Genomic DNA, 17,488 nt, shown 5'->3' with positions numbered 1-17,488 from the left:
AGCCGCCCGCGGCTCCGCTCGGGCCGCGACGCCCAGGGGGCTAGTGCGGTCACGCGGTGGATGTCGTGGTGGAACACGGCGCGACCCGGCGGATCACTTGCCGCCCAGCTTGGTCATCTTCTGCCCCGCCTCGCTGGCGAAGGTGAAGGCGGAGACGCCATCCTTCGACAATTTGTTGACCATCGCCTGCGCCTCGTCCTGCGTCTTGAACGGACCGGTCACCACACGATTGGTCGCGCGCAGCGGCGTGGTGTAGCCCGCGCGATTGGCGAGTAGCGAGGATTTGGCGCGCACGTTCTTCCACGCCTTGGCGAGGTCGCCCTGCGTTGCGCCGCCCGCGACCTGGACCCAGTAACGTTCCGGCTCGGCGCGCGCCGCCTTCTTCTCCGCGGCAGCCGCCTTCGCGTCGGCGAGCGCCTTGGCGTCCGCCTTCGCCTTGGCCGCCGCCTGTTTCGGCGTCAGCTTGGGCTCGTCCGCCTCCGCCTTCCTGTCGCTCGCGCGCGCGCCGCGGCGCTTGGTCGCGGGCGCCTCGTCGGCGTCGGCCTGCGCGAGTTGCTCCTTGCGCGCGATCGCGCGACGCGACCTGGACGGGGTCGCGTCGTCGGCCCGCTCCTTCGCGGCGGCAGGCTCGGTCTGCGCCGTCGCCGTCTTGGTCGGTGCCGCCGCACGCGCGCGCGACTCGGCGGCGGCGGTCGCCTCGCGTTCGCGGCGACGCTCGACCGCGGCGGCGTTGCGCTCGGCGGCGAGTGCGGCCTCGTCGATCGTCGTGGGCGAGCCCGGCTGCGGCGCGGCCCCCGGCATCGGCGCGACGCCGAGCTCGGACGCGGGGATGGAGATGTTGGCGACGATCCGCGCCAGAATCGTGTCCTCGCTCTCGACGCGCGGCGGCGCGGCGGTGCTGGGCGGCGGGGTGAACGAGGGCGCCGGACTGGTCGCCGCGGCGAGCTGCACGGGCTCGGACGGTACCGGCGAGCTGTTCGCGGGCGACGCGGCCGTAGGGGTCGCCGACGTGGCCGCGCCGCTCTCGGCGAGCGCCACGGTCGGCTGCGCCGCGGCGCTCGTCGCCTGACCGGCCGGTGCTCCTGCGGCGAGCGACGTGGCGGGGCTCTGGCGGCTGATCGCACTGTTGGCCTGCGCCGCGGCACTCGCCGCCGGTGCCGCGCTGGCGAGCGCTGCGGCCTGGGTCGGCACGATGGTGCGCGTCTCGGCTGCCGCCGCCAGGGTAGAAGCCGGCACACTGGACTGCGGCGTGTAGCCAGGTGTCGTGGTGAGCGGCGACTGCGTCACCCGTGCCGCCGTACCCGCCGGGACCGCGGCCAGCACCTGCGCGGTGGCGGGCGTGGGCTGGCTCGGAACGGGTTGCGGTGCAGCGGTCGGACGCACGGGGACGAGCGCCTGCGCGACCTGCGTCGGCGACGTCGCGGCCGGCGCTTGCGCGACGGCGCGGGCGGGCGGTGCCGCCGCGCTCGCGACCTGCTCCGCGCGAGTCGACCCGGCGCGCGAGGCAATACGCTCGCGCTGGCGGGCTTCGCGGCCGCGACGATTGTCGCGCGCGATCGGCGCCGGCGTCGCGGCCGTCTGCGCCGCGACCTGCACGCCGACCGGGCGCGCGTACGGATCGGGCGCGAGCGCGGGCAGCGGCGGGACCAGCCGCGCGTCGGCGATCCGCTCGGGCGTCGGCGTCACCTCGCCGAAATGCACCGCGAACGCGCGGTCGGCGGGCGACAGCGTCGGCAGGCGCGCGAAGAACGCGGCGAGCCCCGCCCCCATCCCTGCGGGCATCATCGTGGTCGCGATCCGGTTCGCACCGCTCGCGTCGCCGTTCATCGCCAGGATGAACGCGCGCGCGCGCCACGCGCCGCGGTCGCTCTTGCGCAGCAGCGCGTCGATCTGCTGCAACGCCTCGTCCTTACGCCCCGAGATGCCGAGCGACAGCGCGTAGCGACGGCGGACCTCGTCCTCGTCGTCCTGCCCTGTGCGCGCGAGCGCGACGCGGTAGTCGCGCTGCGCGCGCTCCTGCTCGCCGATCAGGTCGAAGGCGAGCCCGCGGTCGCCCGCGAACGTGGCGGGCGACAGGCCCGCGCGCTCGGCCTGGTTGAAGTAGCGCAGCGCCTCGCCCGGGTGCTCGCCGTTGACGAGGATCCGCGCGATCCCGGCCTGCACGCGCGCGTTGTTGGGATCGACCTGCGACGCGCGCTTGTAGAGCGAGGCCGCGGCCGTGGTGTCGCCGAGCTTGGCCGACAAGTCGCCCGCGTCGACCAGCGCGCGCACGTCGCGGGGATTGCGGCCGATCTGGCGCACGAGATCGGCCAGCTTGTCGGCGTCGGTGGTACCCGGCAGCGGTTGCACCATCGCCTGCGCGGCGAGCGGCAGCGGCATCGCGGCGCCGGCCAGCAGCAGCGACGCGGGAATAAGCATCGGAAAACGCATGTGGAGCAATGCTAAAGCCGGTGCGGACCGAACCGGCAATGACGCGGGTCAACCGCTGCGGCGAAGCGAGCCGCAGCGGCGACGAACATCGGTGGGTGGCGGATCATGGCGGACGCGACGTTCACGGCCGCGCCCGCCGCCGGTGTTACTGGTTGTTCTGACGGTGCAGGAAGCGCGGCAGGTCGCCGGCCGGCGCATCGCCCGACGCTTCGCCAGTACGCGGCGCGCCGCGCGTCGCGTTCTGCATGCGCTCGAACAAGGTACCGCCCAGCTTGACGCGCGGCTGCGGCGGCGCCTCCTCGTTGGCTTCCGGCGCGAGAAAGCGGCGCCGCGGCTCGGCACCCTGCTCGCCCGCATTGGGCGCGGCGGGTTGCGCGGGAGCGGCCTGCGCCGCACCGCCCTGCTCGGGCAGCATCGCTTCCGAGCCGAGCAGCAGTTCGTCGTCGCTGGCGTTGGTCGCGGTGTCGACCTGGCTCTGCGGCACGACACCCTGCGCCAGCGCGTCGCTGGCCGGGGCGGGTGCGGCGGGCTGCGCCTGATCGTAGCCGGCATGGCCGCGCGGTGCGGCGGGCGCGGACGGTGCGGGTGTCGGGGCGGGCGCAGCGTAGCTCGGCTGCGGCGCGGCCGGTTGCGGTGTCGGCTGGTAGCTCTGCTGCGGCGCGGAAGCGGCCGGCGCGGGGGTCGGATCGGCGCGGCGCGGCGCGGAGAAGCTGAACGGGCGCACGGGCTCACTCTGGCTGGTGGTCGCGGCGGTGCTGCCGGGCTTCTCGGGCGCGCCGGCGCTCTCGATGCCGGTCGCGACGACCGACACGCGGATCTTGCCTTCCAGGTCGGGGTTGAACGCCGAGCCCCAGATGATGTTGGCGTCGGGATCGACCAGCTCGCGGATGTGGTTCGCAGCCTCGTCGACCTCGAGCAGGCGCATGTCCTCGCCGCCGGTGATCGACACGATAACGCCCTTCGCGCCCTGCATCGACACGCCGTCGAGCAGCGGGTTGGCGATCGCCTTCTGCGCGGCGATGATCGCGCGGTCGTCGCCGTCGGCCTCGCCCGTGCCCATCATCGCCTTGCCCATCTCCTGCATCACCGAGCGGACGTCGGCGAAGTCGAGGTTGATGAGGCCGGGCATGACCATCAGGTCGGTGATACCGCGCACGCCCTGCTGCAGCACCTCGTCCGCCATCTCGAACGCCTGCTTGAACGTCGTGTTGGCGTTGGCGACCAGGAACAAATTCTGGTTGGGGATGACGATCAGCGTGTCGACGAACTTCTGCAGTTCCTCGATGCCCGCGTCAGCCGACTTGCCGCGGCGATTGCCCTCGAAGCTGAACGGCTTGGTCACGACGCCGACGGTCAGGATGCCCATGTCGCGCGCCGCCTTGGCGATGACGGGGGCCGCACCCGTGCCGGTGCCGCCGCCCATACCGGCGGCGATGAAGCACATGTGGCTGCCCTCGAGCAGCCGCGACAGTTCGTCGATCGATTCCTCGGCCGCGGCGCGACCGATCTCGGGACGCGCACCCGCGCCCAGGCCGCCGGTGATCTTGGTGCCGAGCTGGATCTTCTGCTCCGCCTCCGACGAGCGCAGCGCCTGCGCGTCGGTGTTGGCGACGAGGAAGTTCACGCCCTGCACGTCCGCGCGCATCATGTTCGCGATCGCGTTGCCGCCCGCGCCGCCCACGCCGACGACGGTGATGCGCGGCGTCAGATCGTCGACGTCGGGCGCAATGAATTCGATGCTCATCGCCTGTTTACTCCGGTCACAAGCCCCCGCTTATTTGATTGTGAACGGGGCGTTGGTGTATTTTTCACATGGATGGTCAACGCACCAGCGAAAACCAACCCGAATCGGGAAATGATCTAATAATTCGCTTTCGCGGCCTGGATCAGCCGGCGCAATCCCCGCCAGCCCCTGCTGCGGTGGACCGTCTGCTGCCGGGGCGCGACGCCGCGCAGGTCGATCGGATCGGCCGCGGCGAAATAGGCGAGCCCGGCGAGCGTCGCGAACCCCGGCCCCGAGTGCGCGTCCGGCAGGTTGGTGAGCCCGCGCGGCCGCCCGACGCGCACCGACCGGCCGAGCAATTGCTGCGCGTAGTCGGCGATGCCTTTGAGCTCCGCTCCGCCGCCGGTGATCACGACCTGCCGCCCGACCGGCCCCTCGAAGCGCAGTTCCTTGAGCGCGGTCTGCACCTCGTTCATCAGCACTTCCAGCCGCTGTCGGATGACCGCGATCAGCGCCGCCTTGGTGATCTGGAGCGAGTCATTGTCCTCCGCCTCGCTGCGTTCACGAATCGTCACCATCTCGTGATTGTCGCGCGGGGACGCGTTGGCGGAGCCGTGGAAGCATTTGATCCGCTCGGCCTGCAACCGCGTGGTGCCGAACGCGGAGGCGATATCGTCGGTGATGTCCGCGCCGCCGATCGGAATCGACTTCAAGCCGACCAGCATCTCGCCTGCGAACAGCGACACGTTGGTGATGCCCGCGCCGATCTCGACCAGCGCGACGCCCAGGTCGCGCTCCTCCTGCGTCAGGCACGCGAGCCCGGTCGCGACCGGCGCCGCGATGATCGACTTGACCTCCAGGTGCGCGGAGCGGACGCACAAGTCGAGGTTGCGGACCGGCGAGCCGTCGGCGGCGATGACGTGGATGTGGACGCCCAGTCGGTCGGCGTGGAGCCCGAGCGGCTTCTTGACGCCGTTCAACCCGTCGAGCGTGTAGAGCGCGGGCTGCGCGTGGAGCACCATGCGGCCCTGCGGGTCGATCGCCTGCCGCCCTTCCTGCAGCAGCGCATCGATGTCCGCCTGCTCGATGCGGGTGCCGCCCAGTTCCGCCTCGATGAACGCCTCGTCGCTGACCAGCCCGCCGGCCGAGAAGCCGGCCCAGACGTTCTCGATCGACACGCCGGCGATCCGCTCCGCCTGCTCCACCGCCTCGCGCACCGCGACCTCGGTCGCCTGCATGTCGGCGATATAGCCGCGCTTGACGCCGCGGCTCTCGCGCTGCCCGGTGCCGAGCACGACCAGCTCGCCGCCGTCGCCCTTCTGCGCGATCATCGCCGATACCTTCGACGACCCGATGTCGAGCGCGGTGATCAGTCCTTCCGGTGCCGCCTTGGCCATCTGCCCTGCCCCCCTGTTCCCGCCTCAGACGTCGCCGGCGCCGAGCGCGCGCGCGGTGCGCGCCTCCGACGTTTCGGGCGATCCGCTCGGCTCGGCCGCGCGCGCGTCCTGACCCGGCTTGCGCGCGACCAGCTTGGCCGGATCGCGCATGTCGAAACGCAGCCAGCCCTTGCCGAGCAGCGGGCTCGCACGCTCCATCGAGGCGAACTTGACCAACGCCTCGCGCGCGCCGTCCTGCGGCAGCGCCAGCGTCTCGCCCGTGTCGAAGGTCAGGTCCCAGCGCCGGTTGCCGACCCAGGCGGCGGCCTTGATCCGGCGGCGCAGGCCCGGCGTCGCGGCGAGCAGCGCCTGGTAGGCCGGCTCCTGCCGGTCGGCGCCGGGGCCGATCACCAGCGGCAGATTAGGCATGTTGGCGCGGTCGACCGGCGCGAGCAGGCGCCCGCCGGCGTCGATCAGCGTGAGCTGGCCGTTGTCCTGCCACACCGCGGCGGGCTCGCGCTCGGTGACGTGGATCAGCAGCCGGTCGGGCAGCCGGCGCGAAACGTAGGCGTCCTCTATCCAGCCATAGTCGAGCAGCCGCTGACGCACCGCCTCAAGGTCGAGCCGCAGCATCGCGCGCGAGGGTTGTTCGAGCGCGACCGCGTAGACAGTCTCGCGGTCCATTCGCTTCAACCCGGTGATGTCGACCTGCTCGACGCGCAGACCCGCGTCCGCTGCGGTCTCGGCGATGCCGATGCCGATCGCCGATGGGATGCCGATCCACGACGCGACCGCGATCGCCGCCGCGCCGCCCGCGCCGAGCAGCGTCCACGTCACCGCGCGGCGCAGCAACGCCTCGTTGAATGGCAGTTTAGCCACCATCCGCTGCGCGAAGGTCTTCTTCGGCGCGGGCTTGCGGCGGTTGACGGTGCGGCGCGGACCGCCCGCGGGCTCGCGGCGGATCGTGCGGCTCATGGCGCGCGCTTTTGCTGCCGCTCGGCAGCATCGCGCAGCGCCTCGTCGACGATCGCCTGGACGAGCTGGGGGTAGCTCATCCCGGTGTGGCGCGCCTGTTCGGGCACGAGGCTGAGCGGCGTCATGCCCGGCTGCGTGTTGACCTCTAGCAGGAACAGCCCGTCGACGCCGCGCTCGTCGTCCCAGCGGAAGTCGGATCGGCTCGCCCCGCGGCAGCCGAGCAGGCGATGAGCGTCGACAGCCAGCGCCATGCACGCGCTCGTGATCTCGTCGGGGATCGGCGCGGGGAACAGATGCTCGGTCATGCCGTCGGTGTATTTGGCGTCATAGTCGTACCAGCCCGACTTGGGCCTGAGCTCAGTGACGCCGAGCGCACGCGGGCCGTCCGCGCCGCCCAGCACCGCCGTCGTCAGCTCGCGCCCGCGGACGTACGGCTCGGCGAGCAGCTCGTCGAACTCGGCCCAGGGTCCCTTCGCGTCGCGCGCGATCGGGTTGCCGTAGTTTCCCTGATCTGTGACGATCGCGACGCCGACCGACGAACCCTCGTTGACGGGCTTGAGCACGTAGGGCCGCGCGAGCGGGTCGGCGTCGAACACCTCGGCCGACCTGACGATGCGCCCGCCCGGCATCGGGATGCCGTGCGGCACCAGCGCCTGCTTGGTCAGCACCTTGTCGATCGCGATCACCGAGGTCGCCATCCCGCTGTGCGTGTAGGCAAGGCCCATCAGGTCCATCAGGCCCTGCACGCTGCCGTCCTCGCCGGGCGTGCCGTGGAGCGCATTGAACACGAGATCGGCGTTCGCCTCCGCCAATCGCGCGGCGACGTCGCGCGCCATGTCGATGCGGGTGACGCGGTGGCCGAGCGACTCGAGCGCCTCGGCAACCCCCGCGCCGGAGGACAGCGACACCTCGCGCTCCGCCGACCAGCCGCCCATCAGGACCGCGATGTGCAACGTTCCGCTCATGCCTGCCCGCCCACGCCAACGCCCACTCTCTGTATCTCCCACTCGAGCGTCACGCCGCTGTTCGCTTTCACCGCCGCGCGTACTTCCTCGCCCAGCGCCTCGATATCGGCGCTGGTCGCCTGCCCGACGTTCAGGAGGAAGTTGGTGTGCTTGTCGCTGACCTGCGCGTCGCCCAGGCGTTTGCCGCGACAGCCCGCCTGGTCGACCAGCGCCCAAGCCTTGTGCCCGTCGGGGTTCTTGAAGGTCGAGCCGCCGGTCTTCGACCTGAGCGGCTGCGACGCCTCGCGCGCGGCGGCGATGCGGTCCATCTCGGCCTGGATCGCCGCCGGTTCGCCCGGTTGCCCGCGGAAGGTCGCGGCAATCACCACTGCACCGTCTGGCAGCGCGCTGTGGCGATAGGTGTAGCCCAGTTCGTGCAGTGACAGCGTCCGACGCTCGCCCGAGCGCAGCATGACCTCCGCCTCGACCAGCACGTCGCTGACCTCGCGACCGTAGGCGCCGCCGTTCATCCGCACGAAGCCGCCGACGGTACCGGGAATCGAGCGGAGGAACTCGACGCCCGCGATGCCCGCATCGCGCGCGGTCGAGGACACGAGAATGCCGCTCGCCCCGCCGCCGCAGCGCAGCGTCGTTGCGTCAAGGGCCTCGACGCGCGCGAACGGCTTGCCGAGGCGGATCACGACGCCCGGCACCCCGCCGTCGCGCACGATGAGGTTGCTGCCGAGCCCCAGCGCCATCACCGGCACCGCCGGGTCGAGGTCGCGCAGGAAGGCGGCGAGATCGTCGGCGTCGACGGGCTCGAACAGCCACTCCGCTGCGCCGCCAGCCTTGAACCAGACCAGCGGCGCGAGTGGCGCGCGCGGGGTCAGCCGGCCGCGGACCTTGCTATCCTCCCCAATTTGGGGAGGGGGACCGCCAGCCATCGGCTGGTGGTGGAGGGGGAGCGCCTCAAGCGACACCGCCTGCGCAGATCCCCCTCCACCAGCTTCGCTGGTCCCCCTCCCCGTGCCGGGGAGGATATCGTCCGTCACGCTCACCGGCGCGCCTCGATCGCGGGCGCGAGCCCGGCGGCCCACTTCGTGATGTCGCCCGCACCCAGGCAGATCACCTGATCGCCCTGGCGCACCTCGCCCGCCAGCACGCCGGCGAGCGCGTCGGCGTCGGCGACCGTGTGCACGTCGCGGTGCCCGCGGCGGCGCAGGCCGGCGACCAAGGCCTCGGCGTCGACGCCCTCGATCGGTGCCTCGCCCGCGGCGTAGACCGGGGTGACGTAGACCGCGTCGGCGTCGTTGAAGGCGCCCTGGAAATCCTCCATCAGATTGCCGAGCCGCGAGTAGCGGTGCGGCTGCACCACCGCGATCACGCGGCCCTGCGCCGACTCGCGCGCGGCGGCGAGCACCGCGCGGATCTCGACCGGATGATGGCCGTAATCGTCGATGATCGTCGCACCGTTCGCTTCACCCACCTTGGTGAAGCGCCGCTTGACCCCGCCGAACTTCTCGAACCCGCGCTGTATGGTCGCGTCGTCGATGCCGAGTTCGAGCGCAACGCCGATCGCGGCGAGCGCGTTCTGCACGTTGTGACGGCCGGCCATCGGCAGGTCGATCCCTTCGATCGAGCGCGTCGTGCCGTCGCGCGCGCGGATCAGCGCCTCGAACCGGTTGCCGCCGGGATAAGGCGACACGTTGACGCCGCGCACGTCGGCCGATGCCGCGAAGCCGTAGGTGACGATCCGCCGGTCGCGCACGCGCGGGATCAGCGCCTGCACCTCCGGGTGATCGAGGCACAGCAACGCCGCGCCGTAGAAGGGCACGTTCTCGACGAACTCGACATAGGCGTCCTTCGCGCGCTCGAAGCTGCCGTAATGGTCGAGATGCTCGGGATCGATGTTGGTGACGACCGCGATCGTACCGTCCAGCCGCAGGAAGCTGCCGTCGCTCTCGTCCGCCTCGACCACCATCCAGTCGGACGCGCCGAGCCGCGCGTTCGAGCCGTAGCTGTTGATGATCCCGCCGTTGATGACGGTCGGGTCGACCCCGCCCGCGTCGAGCAGCGCCGCGACCATCGAGGTCGTCGTCGTCTTGCCGTGCGTCCCCGCGACCGCGACCGTCGATTTCAGCCGCATCAGCTCGGCGAGCATCTCCGCGCGGCGTACCACGGGCACGCGCCGGTCGAGCGCGGCCTCGACCTCGGGGTTGCCGCGCTTCACCGCGGTCGAGGTGACCACGACTGCCGCGTCCGCGACGTTCTCCGCCGAGTGACCAATCGTGACCGGTATGCCGCGACGGCGCAGCCCCTCGATGACGTAACCCTCCGCTACATCGCTGCCCTGAACCGAGTAGCCGAGGTTGTGCATAACCTCGGCGATGCCCGACATGCCGATGCCGCCCACGCCGACGAAATGGATCGTGCCGATATCGGTCGCGACGCCCTTCACGCGCCAATCTCCTTCACGCGAACGCTTCCTTCGGCTGGACGCGCCCGACGTGGACCGGCGCGCGCGGCGCGTCGAGGCTCTCGACCAGGTCGGCGAGGTCGCTGACCGCGTCGGGCATGCCGCAGGCGCGCGCGCGACCGGCAGCGTTCTCGAGCGCGGCCGGGTCGAGCCCGAGTTTCTGCATCTGCTTGGCGAGCTCGGTCGGGGTGAATTGCGGCTGCGGGATCGTGCGCGCGCCGCCTGCCTCGGTGATCGCGCGCGCGTTGGCGGTCTGATGGTCGTCGGTCGCGCCGGGCAGCGGCACCAGGATCGCAGGGCGCCCGGCGGCGGTCAGCTCCGCGATCGTCGACGCGCCCGCGCGCGCGATGACGACGTGCGCCCAGGCGAGCTGCTCGGGCATGTCGGGCAGATAGGTGGCGAGGTCGGCGGCGATGTCGAGCGCGGCATATTTCTCGCGCGCGGCGTCGATGTCCTCGATACGCGCCTGGTGCGTCACCTGCAAGCGGCGGCGAAACGCGACCGGCAGCATCGCGAGCCCGTCGGGCACGACCTGGCTCAGCACGCTCGCGCCCTGGCTGCCGCCGGTGACGAGCACGCGAAAGATGCCGTCCTCCTCCAGCAGTGGGTAGGGGCGGCTGCGCAACGCCAGCACCGCCTCGCGCACCGGATTGCCCACCAGGTGGACCTTGTTCGCGTGGCCGGGCTTCAGGCGCTCTGTGTTGGGGTAGCTGGTCGCGATCGCGTCGACGCGGCGCGCGACCAGGCGATTGACGCGGCCGAGCACGGCGTTCTGCTCGTGCACCGCGGTCGGGATGCCGGCGGCGAACGCGGCCGACAGCGCCGGAAACGCGGGATAACCACCGAAGCCGATCACCGCGGCGGGCTTGAGCGTGCGATACAGGTCGCGCGCGGTGCGGCGGCCCTCGACCATCTGCCGCGCCGCCTTCGCCCAGCCGAGCGGACCGCCGGCGAAGCGTCCGGCGGGTATCACGTGCGTCTCGACTCCGTCGAACAGGCCGGGAAAGCGGACGCCGCGCGCGTCGCTGACCAAGGCGACGCGGTGGCCGCGCCGCCCGAGTTCGGTGGCGAGCGCGGCTGCGGGTACCATGTGGCCGCCGGTACCGCCGGCGGCGAGGACGAACGAGCGCGCGCGGGTCACGCGGCGTTCCAGCGGTTGAGATAGGGGCTACGCATCAGGAACGGGTTGCGACGGGTGAACGCCAGGAGCAAGCCCATCCCGATCGATAGTGCGATCATCGACGATCCACCGTAGCTGATGAACGGCAGGGTCATGCCCTTCGACGGCGCGAGCCCGGTGTTGACCGCCATCGAGACCAGCGCCTGCGCGCCGAACTGCACCGCCAACCCGGCGCCCGCCAGCAGCTTGAAACTGTCCTGTTCGTCCAGCAGCTTGACGAACACGCGCACGACGATCGCCAGGAAGACGAGCGCCACGATCATGCACGCGATCAGCCCGAACTCCTCGCCGATGACCGAGAAGATATAATCGGTATGCGCCTCGGGCAGCCCGAACTTGGCGCTGCCGCCGCCCGGCCCGGTGCCGAACCAGCCGCCCGCGGTCAGCGTGTTGTGCGCGGCGTTGGTCTGGAAATGGTCGCTAGCGCCCTCGCCCTCCACGCCGGGGAACAGGAACGCGTCGATGCGATTGCGCGCGGTGCCGTAGAACAGATAGGCCGCGACCAGCCCGACCGGCACCATCGCGAGCAGGGCGACGATCGTGCGCGTCGGCGTGCCCGCGATGACGATCAGCGCGAGCCAGATCGAGCAGAAGATGATCGTCTGCCCGAAATCGGGCTGCAGCATCAGCAGCACCGCGATGACGCCCGTGATGCCGGCGGTGATGATCGTCGCTGGCAGTTCCTCGTCGCGCGCCTTCAGCGACAGCAGATACGCCACCGTCACGACGAAGAAGGGTTTGAGGAACTCCGACGGTTGGAACTGCGCGATGCCGAAGCCGATCCAGCGCCGCGCGCCGTTCACCGTGACGCCCAGGAACGGCGTGACGGTCAGCAGCGCGACGCACACCCCCGCCCCGACCAGCGACATGCGCCTGGCCAGCGTGACCGGCAGCATCGACACCCCGAACAGCACCGGCAGCGCGACCGCGACCCACATCACCTGACGCCAGAAATAATGCAGCGGCGCGAACTTCACATGCTCGCCCGAGTAGCGCACCGCGGTCGCGGGCGATCCGGCGGCAACCGCGATCAGCCCGATCGCGATCAAGAACAAGGCGAGCAGCAGCAGCACGCGGTCGATGTCCCAGAACCACGTGCCGAGCGGCGACGGATCGCCGCGCCCACCACGCCCCTGCAACCGCCCTCGCCTGATCGCCCCCATGTCGTTCATGCTGCTGATCCTACGCCATACACCCTGATCCGTGCACCGGTCATGCCAGCGCCTCGACCGCTTCGCGGAAGGCGCGGCCTCGATGCTCGTAGTCGCGGAACTGATCGAACGAGGCAGCGGCGGGTGACAGCAGCACCGCCTCGCCACGCACCGCCTCCTGCGCGGCGAGCTTCACCGCACGCTCCAGCGTCTCCACCTCGGCGACGGGCACGTGCGGGCGCAAGACTTCGGCGAAGCGCGGCCCCGCCTCGCCGATCGTGTAGGCGCGCGCGACGTGGCCGAGACTCGGCAGGCAGGCGTCGAGGTCGTCGCCCTTGGCGCGCCCGCCCAGGATCCAGTGGACGCGCGGGAAAGCGGCGAGCGCGGGGGCGGTGCTCTCCGGATTAGTCGCCTTGCTGTCGTTGTACCAGGTCACCCCGCCCAGCGTCGCCACCCGCTCCATCCGGTGCGGCAGGCCGGCGAAGCTGGCGAGCGCCTGCGCGATCACCTCCTCCGCGATGCCGAGCGCGCGCGCGGTCGCGATCGCGGCGGCGGCGTTCTGCGCGTTGTGCGGTCCCTGCAGCGCCGGCCAGCCGGACTGGTCGAGGCCGCTGCCGTCGAGGCGGATCGCGCGCTTGCCCAGCGTCGCCGCGATGCGCGCCGACGCGTCGTCGCCCGTGCCGACCACCGCGACGCGCCGCGCCGACTGCATCGCGAACAACCGCGCCTTCGACGCCGCGTACGCCTCGAACCCGTCGTAGCGGTCGAGATGGTCGGGCGTAACATTCAGCAGCACCGCGACGTCGCAGTCGAGCGTCTGCGTCAGGTCGATCTGGTAGCTCGACAGCTCCAGCACGTAGACGCCGCCTTCCACCAGCGAGTCCTGCGCCAGGATAGGCAGCCCGATGTTGCCGCCCATCAGCACCGGCAGCCCGGCCACGTCGCAGATGTGGCGGACGAGTGCGGTCGTGGTCGACTTGCCGTTGGTGCCGGTGATGCCGACGACCTCGTGGCGCGGCAGCTCGCCGCGCGCCTGCGCGAACAGTTCGATGTCGCCGATGATCGGCAACCGCGCCATGCGTGCCTTGGCCGCGAGCGGGTGCGTGTTGAGCGGCACGCCCGGCGAGACGACCAGCGCATCGAAGCCGGCGAGGTCGAGCCTGTCGAGGTCGGTCATCGCGACCCCGTCGAAGCCCTGCCGCCGCGCCTTGTCGCTGTCCCACGCCACGACCTGCGCACCCGAAGCCGCCAGCGCGCGCACCGTCGCCGCGCCCGAGCGCGCGAGCCCGAGCACCGCGTAGCGCTTCCCCGCCCAGGCGTGCGCGACGATCACCGGAGCTTCAGCGTCGACAGGCCGGCGAGTGCCAGCACCAGGCTGATGATCCAGAAGCGGATCACGACCGTCGGCTCGCTCCAGCCGAGCTGCTCGAAATGGTGGTGGATCGGCGCCATGCGGAACACGCGCTTGCCCGTCCGCTTGTAGACGAAGACCTGGATGATGACGGAGAGCGCCTCGACCACGAACAGCCCGCCGATGATGCCGAGCACGATCTCGTGGTGCGCGACCACCGCCATCGTGCCGAGCGCGCCGCCGAGCGCGAGGCTGCCGGTATCGCCCATGAACACCGCGGCGGGCGGCGCATTGTACCACAGGAAGGCGAGCCCCGCGCCCACCACCGCGCCGCAGAAGATCGCGAGCTCGCCCGCGCGCGGCACGTGCGGGATGCCGAGATAGTCGGCAAAGCGCACGTTCCCGGCGAGGTACACGATCACCATGAACGCGACTGAGGCGATGATGACCGGCATCGTCGCCAGCCCGTCTAGCCCGTCGGTCAGGTTCACCGCATTGCCGAACGACACGATCACGAAGGCGGCGAAGATCGGGTAGAAATAGCCGAGGTCGATGTAATAGCGGTTGGTGAACGGCAGGAAGAGGCCGGAGCCGTTCTCCTGCATGATGATCCACGCCGCGATTCCCGCGATGATGAATTCGAGCAGCAGCCGCACGCGCCCCGGCACGCCAGCGGTGCTCGCCTTTCGCACCTTGTCGTAGTCGTCGAGGAAACCGATCGCGCCGAAGCTGAGCGTCACGAACGCGCACGCCCAGACGAACGGGTTACGCAGGTCCATCCACAGTAGCATGGCGAGCGACACGCTGGTCAGGATCATCAACCCGCCCATCGTCGGCGTGCCCCGCTTGGCGAGGTGCGTCTGCGGGCCGTCGGCGCGGATCGGTTGACCCTTGCCCTGGCGCACGCGCAGCCAGCCGATGAACTTCGGCCCGATGATCAGCCCGATCAGCAGCGCGGTCGCGACCGCCGCCCCGGTGCGGAACGACTGGTAGCGGATGAGGTTGAGCAGGCCCGGGAAGCCGAGGTACTGCGCGATCCAGTAGAGCACTTATCTTTTCCCGCCCGAGAGGCCCGCGACGACCCGCGCGAGCCCCACCCCGTTCGAACCCTTTACGAGCACCGCGTCGCCCGGCGCGATCACGCGTTGTACGTGGGTTAGCGCGGCGGCGGCGTCGGGCACATGGACGAAATCGACCCGTCCCTCAAGCGCTTGCGCGAGCGCACCCATCGCTTCGCCGACCAGCACGGCCGTCTCGACGCGCGCGGCGATCACCGCGGGCGCCAGCCCGGCGTGATAGTCGGCGCTCTTGGTCCCCAGCTCGCGCATCTCGCCCAGCACCGCGACGTGGCGGCCCGGCTGGTCGGCGAGCACCGCGAGCGTCGCCGCGACCGAGGCGGGATTGGCGTTGTAGCTCTCGTCGATCAGCAGCGCGCGGCCGTCGCCCACCGCGATCTCGCTGCGCGCACCGCGCCCCGCCAACCCGCCGAGCTCCGCCAGCGCGAGCCCGGCGAGCGCCAGGTCGCCGCCGACCGCATCGACCGCGGCGAGCACCGCCAGCGCGTTCGACACCCAGTGTGCGCCCGCCTGCGCGACGGTCAGGCTCAGCTCGTGCTCGCCGACGCGCGCGGTGACGAAGGTGCCGCCGTGGCTCGCGCGCGCCATCTCGATCGCGTGGACGTCCGCCGCGCGGTCGAGCCCGAAGGTGACGATCCGCGCCGCATAGGGCTCGGCCGCGGCGATCAGGCGGTCGCGGTGCGGGCTGTCGTACGGCACGATCGCGACGCCGCCCGGCTCCAGCCCGCGGAAGATCTCGCCCTTGGCGTCGGCGATCGCGGCCTCGTGCGGGAAGAATTCGGTGTGCGCGGGCGCGATCGCGGTGACCAGCGCGACGTGCGGGCGCACCAGCGAGGTCAGGTGCGCGAGCTCGCCGGGATGGTTCATCCCCATCTCGAGCACCGAATAGTCGCTACGCTGCGGCATGCGCGCGAGGCTCAGCGGCACGCCGGTATGGTTGTTGTAGCTCTTGACCGAGCGGTGCGCGCGAGCGGACGGCGAGCGGTCGAGCGCGGCGAACAGCGCTTCCTTGGTCGAGGTCTTGCCGACCGACCCGGTGACGCCGATCACCTTGCCCGTGACCCGCGCCCGCGCCGCGCGCCCGAGGTCTTCCAGCGCGGCGAACGTGTCGGACACCTTCACCGCCGGGTGCGGCGCATCGCGCGAGACGAGTGCGCCCGCCGCTCCCTGCGCGAACGCCTGGTCGAGGAAGCGATGACCGTCGGTCGACTCGCCGGTCAGCGCGACGAACAGGTCGCCCGGCCCGACCTCGCGCGAATCGAACGCGACGCCCTCGACCGCGAAGTCGACGGTGGCGGTTCCGCCCGTCGCGGCGGCGATCTCGGCGGCGGTCCACAAGCTCATGCCGCGACCTCGCGCGCGACCGCTACGTCGTCGAACGGCAGCACCATGTCGCCGACGATCTGCCCCTGTTCGTGGCCCTTGCCCGCGACCAGCACGATGTCCTCGGCGCGCGCGATCGCCACCGCGTGCGCGATCGCCGCGCGGCGATCGCCGACCTCGGTCGCCTCGGGTGCGCCCTCCAGCACGTCGCGCCGGATCGCGGCGGCATCCTCGCCGCGCGGATTGTCGTCGGTGACGATCACGACGTCGGCGTGGGCCGCGGCCACCTTGCCCATCGGCGCGCGCTTGCCCTGGTCGCGGTCGCCGCCCGCGCCGAAGACGAGAATCAGCCGGCCCGCGACGTGCGGGCGCAGCGCCGCGATCGCCGCCTCCAGCGCGTCGGGCGTGTGCGCGTAATCGACGTAGATCGGCGCGCCCGACTTGGCGATCGCCGCGCGCTCCAGCCGCCCGCGCACCGGCTGCAGCCGCGCCAGCCCCGCGAGCGTCGCCGCGGGCGCGCCACCCGTCGCGATGACGAGCGCGGCCGACAGCAGCGCGTTCGCCGCCTGGTAGCCGCCGATCAGCGGCAGGTTGACGCGGTGCTCGGTGCCGTCGGCGGTCGCGATCACCAGCCCCTGCCCCAGCAGCGTCGGCGCGCGCGAGACGAGCCGCAAATCGTCGCCGTGCTCCCCCACCGTCATCACGCGGTTGCCGCGCTCCCGCGCCAAGTCGATGACGCGCTCGGATTGCGGATCGTCGGCCCACACCACCGCGGTGCCATCGTCGGCGAGCACCTCGGCGAACAGTCGCAGCTTGGCGGTGAAATAGGCCGCCATGTCGCCGTGATAGTCGAGGTGGTCGCGGCTGAGGTTGGTGAAGGCGGCGGCCGCGACGCGCAATCCCTCGGTGCGATACTGGCTGAGCCCGTGGCTCGACGCCTCGAACGCCAGGTGCGTCACGCCCTCGCGCGCCAGCCCGGCGACATTCGACAGGAAGGTGACGACATCGGGCGTCGTGAGGCCGGTCACGACGCGCTCGTCCGCGGTGGTGACGCCCAGCGTCCCGATCGAGGCGGCGTGACACCCCGCCATCCGCCACAATTGCCGCGTCATCTCGACGCACGATGTCTTGCCGTTGGTGCCGGTTATCGCGACCGTCGTGGCGGGAAACGGCGCGAAGAAGCGCGCCGCGAGTTTGGCGAAATGCTCGCGCGGGGAATGATCGGCGATGTGCAGCGCGCCCTCGACGCGTGCCTCGGGGCGCGCGACGACCGCGACCGCGCCCGCCTCGATCGCGGCGGGGATGAAGTCCTCGCCGTTCACGCGCGCGCCCTCGAACGCGCCGAAGATCGTGCCCGGCGCGACCTTGCGGTGATCGATCGCGAAGCCCGTGACGGTCGCGTCCTCCGCGGTGCCGCCCTTGTCACTCAGGGCAGTGTCGGTCAGCGCCGACAATCTCATTCAACCGGCCCCATCAATCGTCC

The 17,488-nt window shown here is 71.5% G+C and carries 13 protein-coding genes; all 13 read right to left on the bottom strand.

The annotated features are described in order from the left end of the window. Positions 1 to 93: 93 nt before the first annotated feature. Entirely contained in the window at positions 94 to 2,430 is a 2,337-nt protein-coding gene (locus tag ACFDS6_RS10575) for an SPOR domain-containing protein (RefSeq protein WP_375272130.1), read from the bottom strand. A gap of 145 nt (positions 2,431 to 2,575) precedes the next feature. Next, positions 2,576 to 4,174: a cell division protein FtsZ gene (gene ftsZ, locus ACFDS6_RS10570; protein ID WP_375272129.1), complete on the bottom strand. Its 1,599-nt coding sequence runs from the start codon at positions 4,172 to 4,174 to the stop codon at positions 2,576 to 2,578. A gap of 116 nt (positions 4,175 to 4,290) precedes the next feature. Continuing rightward, positions 4,291 to 5,550, bottom strand: coding sequence for a cell division protein FtsA (gene ftsA / locus ACFDS6_RS10565; protein WP_375272128.1), 1,260 nt, complete (start codon positions 5,548 to 5,550; stop codon positions 4,291 to 4,293). Between the two features lie 24 nt (positions 5,551 to 5,574). Next, the gene (locus ACFDS6_RS10560) at positions 5,575 to 6,504 is read right to left on the bottom strand and encodes a cell division protein FtsQ/DivIB (protein WP_375272127.1); all 930 of its coding nucleotides are present in this window, start codon (positions 6,502 to 6,504) and stop codon (positions 5,575 to 5,577) included. Then, a complete protein-coding gene (locus tag ACFDS6_RS10555) occupies positions 6,501 to 7,469 on the bottom strand; it encodes a D-alanine--D-alanine ligase (protein WP_375272126.1) in 969 nt (322 codons plus the stop codon). The genes ACFDS6_RS10560 and ACFDS6_RS10555 overlap by 4 nt, the downstream gene beginning before the upstream one ends. Beyond that, positions 7,466 to 8,392, bottom strand: a complete 927-nt coding sequence (murB, locus tag ACFDS6_RS10550) for a UDP-N-acetylmuramate dehydrogenase (RefSeq protein ID WP_375272125.1) — start codon at positions 8,390 to 8,392, stop codon at positions 7,466 to 7,468. Before murB ends, ACFDS6_RS10555 begins: the two co-directional genes overlap by 4 nt. A 110-nt stretch (positions 8,393 to 8,502) precedes the next feature. After that, entirely contained in the window at positions 8,503 to 9,906 is a 1,404-nt protein-coding gene (murC, locus tag ACFDS6_RS10545; RefSeq protein WP_375272124.1) for a UDP-N-acetylmuramate--L-alanine ligase, read from the bottom strand. Positions 9,907 to 9,919: 13 nt separating this feature from the next. After that, entirely contained in the window at positions 9,920 to 11,065 is a 1,146-nt protein-coding gene (murG, locus tag ACFDS6_RS10540) for an undecaprenyldiphospho-muramoylpentapeptide beta-N-acetylglucosaminyltransferase (RefSeq protein ID WP_375272123.1), read from the bottom strand. Beyond that, the gene (locus ACFDS6_RS10535; protein ID WP_375272122.1) at positions 11,062 to 12,276 is read right to left on the bottom strand and encodes an FtsW/RodA/SpoVE family cell cycle protein; all 1,215 of its coding nucleotides are present in this window, start codon (positions 12,274 to 12,276) and stop codon (positions 11,062 to 11,064) included. The genes murG and ACFDS6_RS10535 overlap by 4 nt, the downstream gene beginning before the upstream one ends. Before the next feature lie 40 nt (positions 12,277 to 12,316). Then, the gene (gene murD / locus ACFDS6_RS10530) at positions 12,317 to 13,588 is read right to left on the bottom strand and encodes a UDP-N-acetylmuramoyl-L-alanine--D-glutamate ligase (RefSeq protein WP_375272121.1); all 1,272 of its coding nucleotides are present in this window, start codon (positions 13,586 to 13,588) and stop codon (positions 12,317 to 12,319) included. Then, a complete protein-coding gene (gene mraY / locus ACFDS6_RS10525; protein WP_375272120.1) occupies positions 13,585 to 14,655 on the bottom strand; it encodes a phospho-N-acetylmuramoyl-pentapeptide-transferase in 1,071 nt (356 codons plus the stop codon). The genes murD and mraY overlap by 4 nt, the downstream gene beginning before the upstream one ends. Next, positions 14,656 to 16,026, bottom strand: a complete 1,371-nt coding sequence (murF, locus tag ACFDS6_RS10520) for a UDP-N-acetylmuramoyl-tripeptide--D-alanyl-D-alanine ligase (RefSeq protein WP_375272119.1) — start codon at positions 16,024 to 16,026, stop codon at positions 14,656 to 14,658. Beyond that, a complete protein-coding gene (locus ACFDS6_RS10515) occupies positions 16,023 to 17,465 on the bottom strand; it encodes a UDP-N-acetylmuramoyl-L-alanyl-D-glutamate--2,6-diaminopimelate ligase (protein WP_375272118.1) in 1,443 nt (480 codons plus the stop codon). Before ACFDS6_RS10515 ends, murF begins: the two co-directional genes overlap by 4 nt. Positions 17,466 to 17,488 lie beyond the last annotated feature (23 nt).

It is taken from the genome of Sphingomonas sp. (genome assembly GCF_042095875.1).
Taxonomy (GTDB): domain Bacteria; phylum Pseudomonadota; class Alphaproteobacteria; order Sphingomonadales; family Sphingomonadaceae; genus Sphingomonas.
Note: the sequence above shows the minus strand (reverse complement) of the source record. Positions and strands in the feature narration are given on the sequence as shown.

Coding starts and splice junctions, on each gene's coding strand:
- ACFDS6_RS10555 (WP_375272126.1), bottom strand. CDS start 7,469: ATGAGCGGAACGTTGCACATCGCGGTCCTGATGGGCGGCTGGTCGGCG.
- ACFDS6_RS10560 (WP_375272127.1), bottom strand. CDS start 6,504: ATGAGCCGCACGATCCGCCGCGAGCCCGCGGGCGGTCCGCGCCGCACC.
- ftsA (WP_375272128.1), bottom strand. CDS start 5,550: ATGGCCAAGGCGGCACCGGAAGGACTGATCACCGCGCTCGACATCGGG.
- murB (WP_375272125.1), bottom strand. CDS start 8,392: ATGGCTGGCGGTCCCCCTCCCCAAATTGGGGAGGATAGCAAGGTCCGC.
- ftsZ (WP_375272129.1), bottom strand. CDS start 4,174: ATGAGCATCGAATTCATTGCGCCCGACGTCGACGATCTGACGCCGCGC.
- murF (WP_375272119.1), bottom strand. CDS start 16,026: ATGAGCTTGTGGACCGCCGCCGAGATCGCCGCCGCGACGGGCGGAACC.
- ACFDS6_RS10535 (WP_375272122.1), bottom strand. CDS start 12,276: ATGAACGACATGGGGGCGATCAGGCGAGGGCGGTTGCAGGGGCGTGGT.
- ACFDS6_RS10575 (WP_375272130.1), bottom strand. CDS start 2,430: ATGCGTTTTCCGATGCTTATTCCCGCGTCGCTGCTGCTGGCCGGCGCC.
- ACFDS6_RS10515 (WP_375272118.1), bottom strand. CDS start 17,465: ATGAGATTGTCGGCGCTGACCGACACTGCCCTGAGTGACAAGGGCGGC.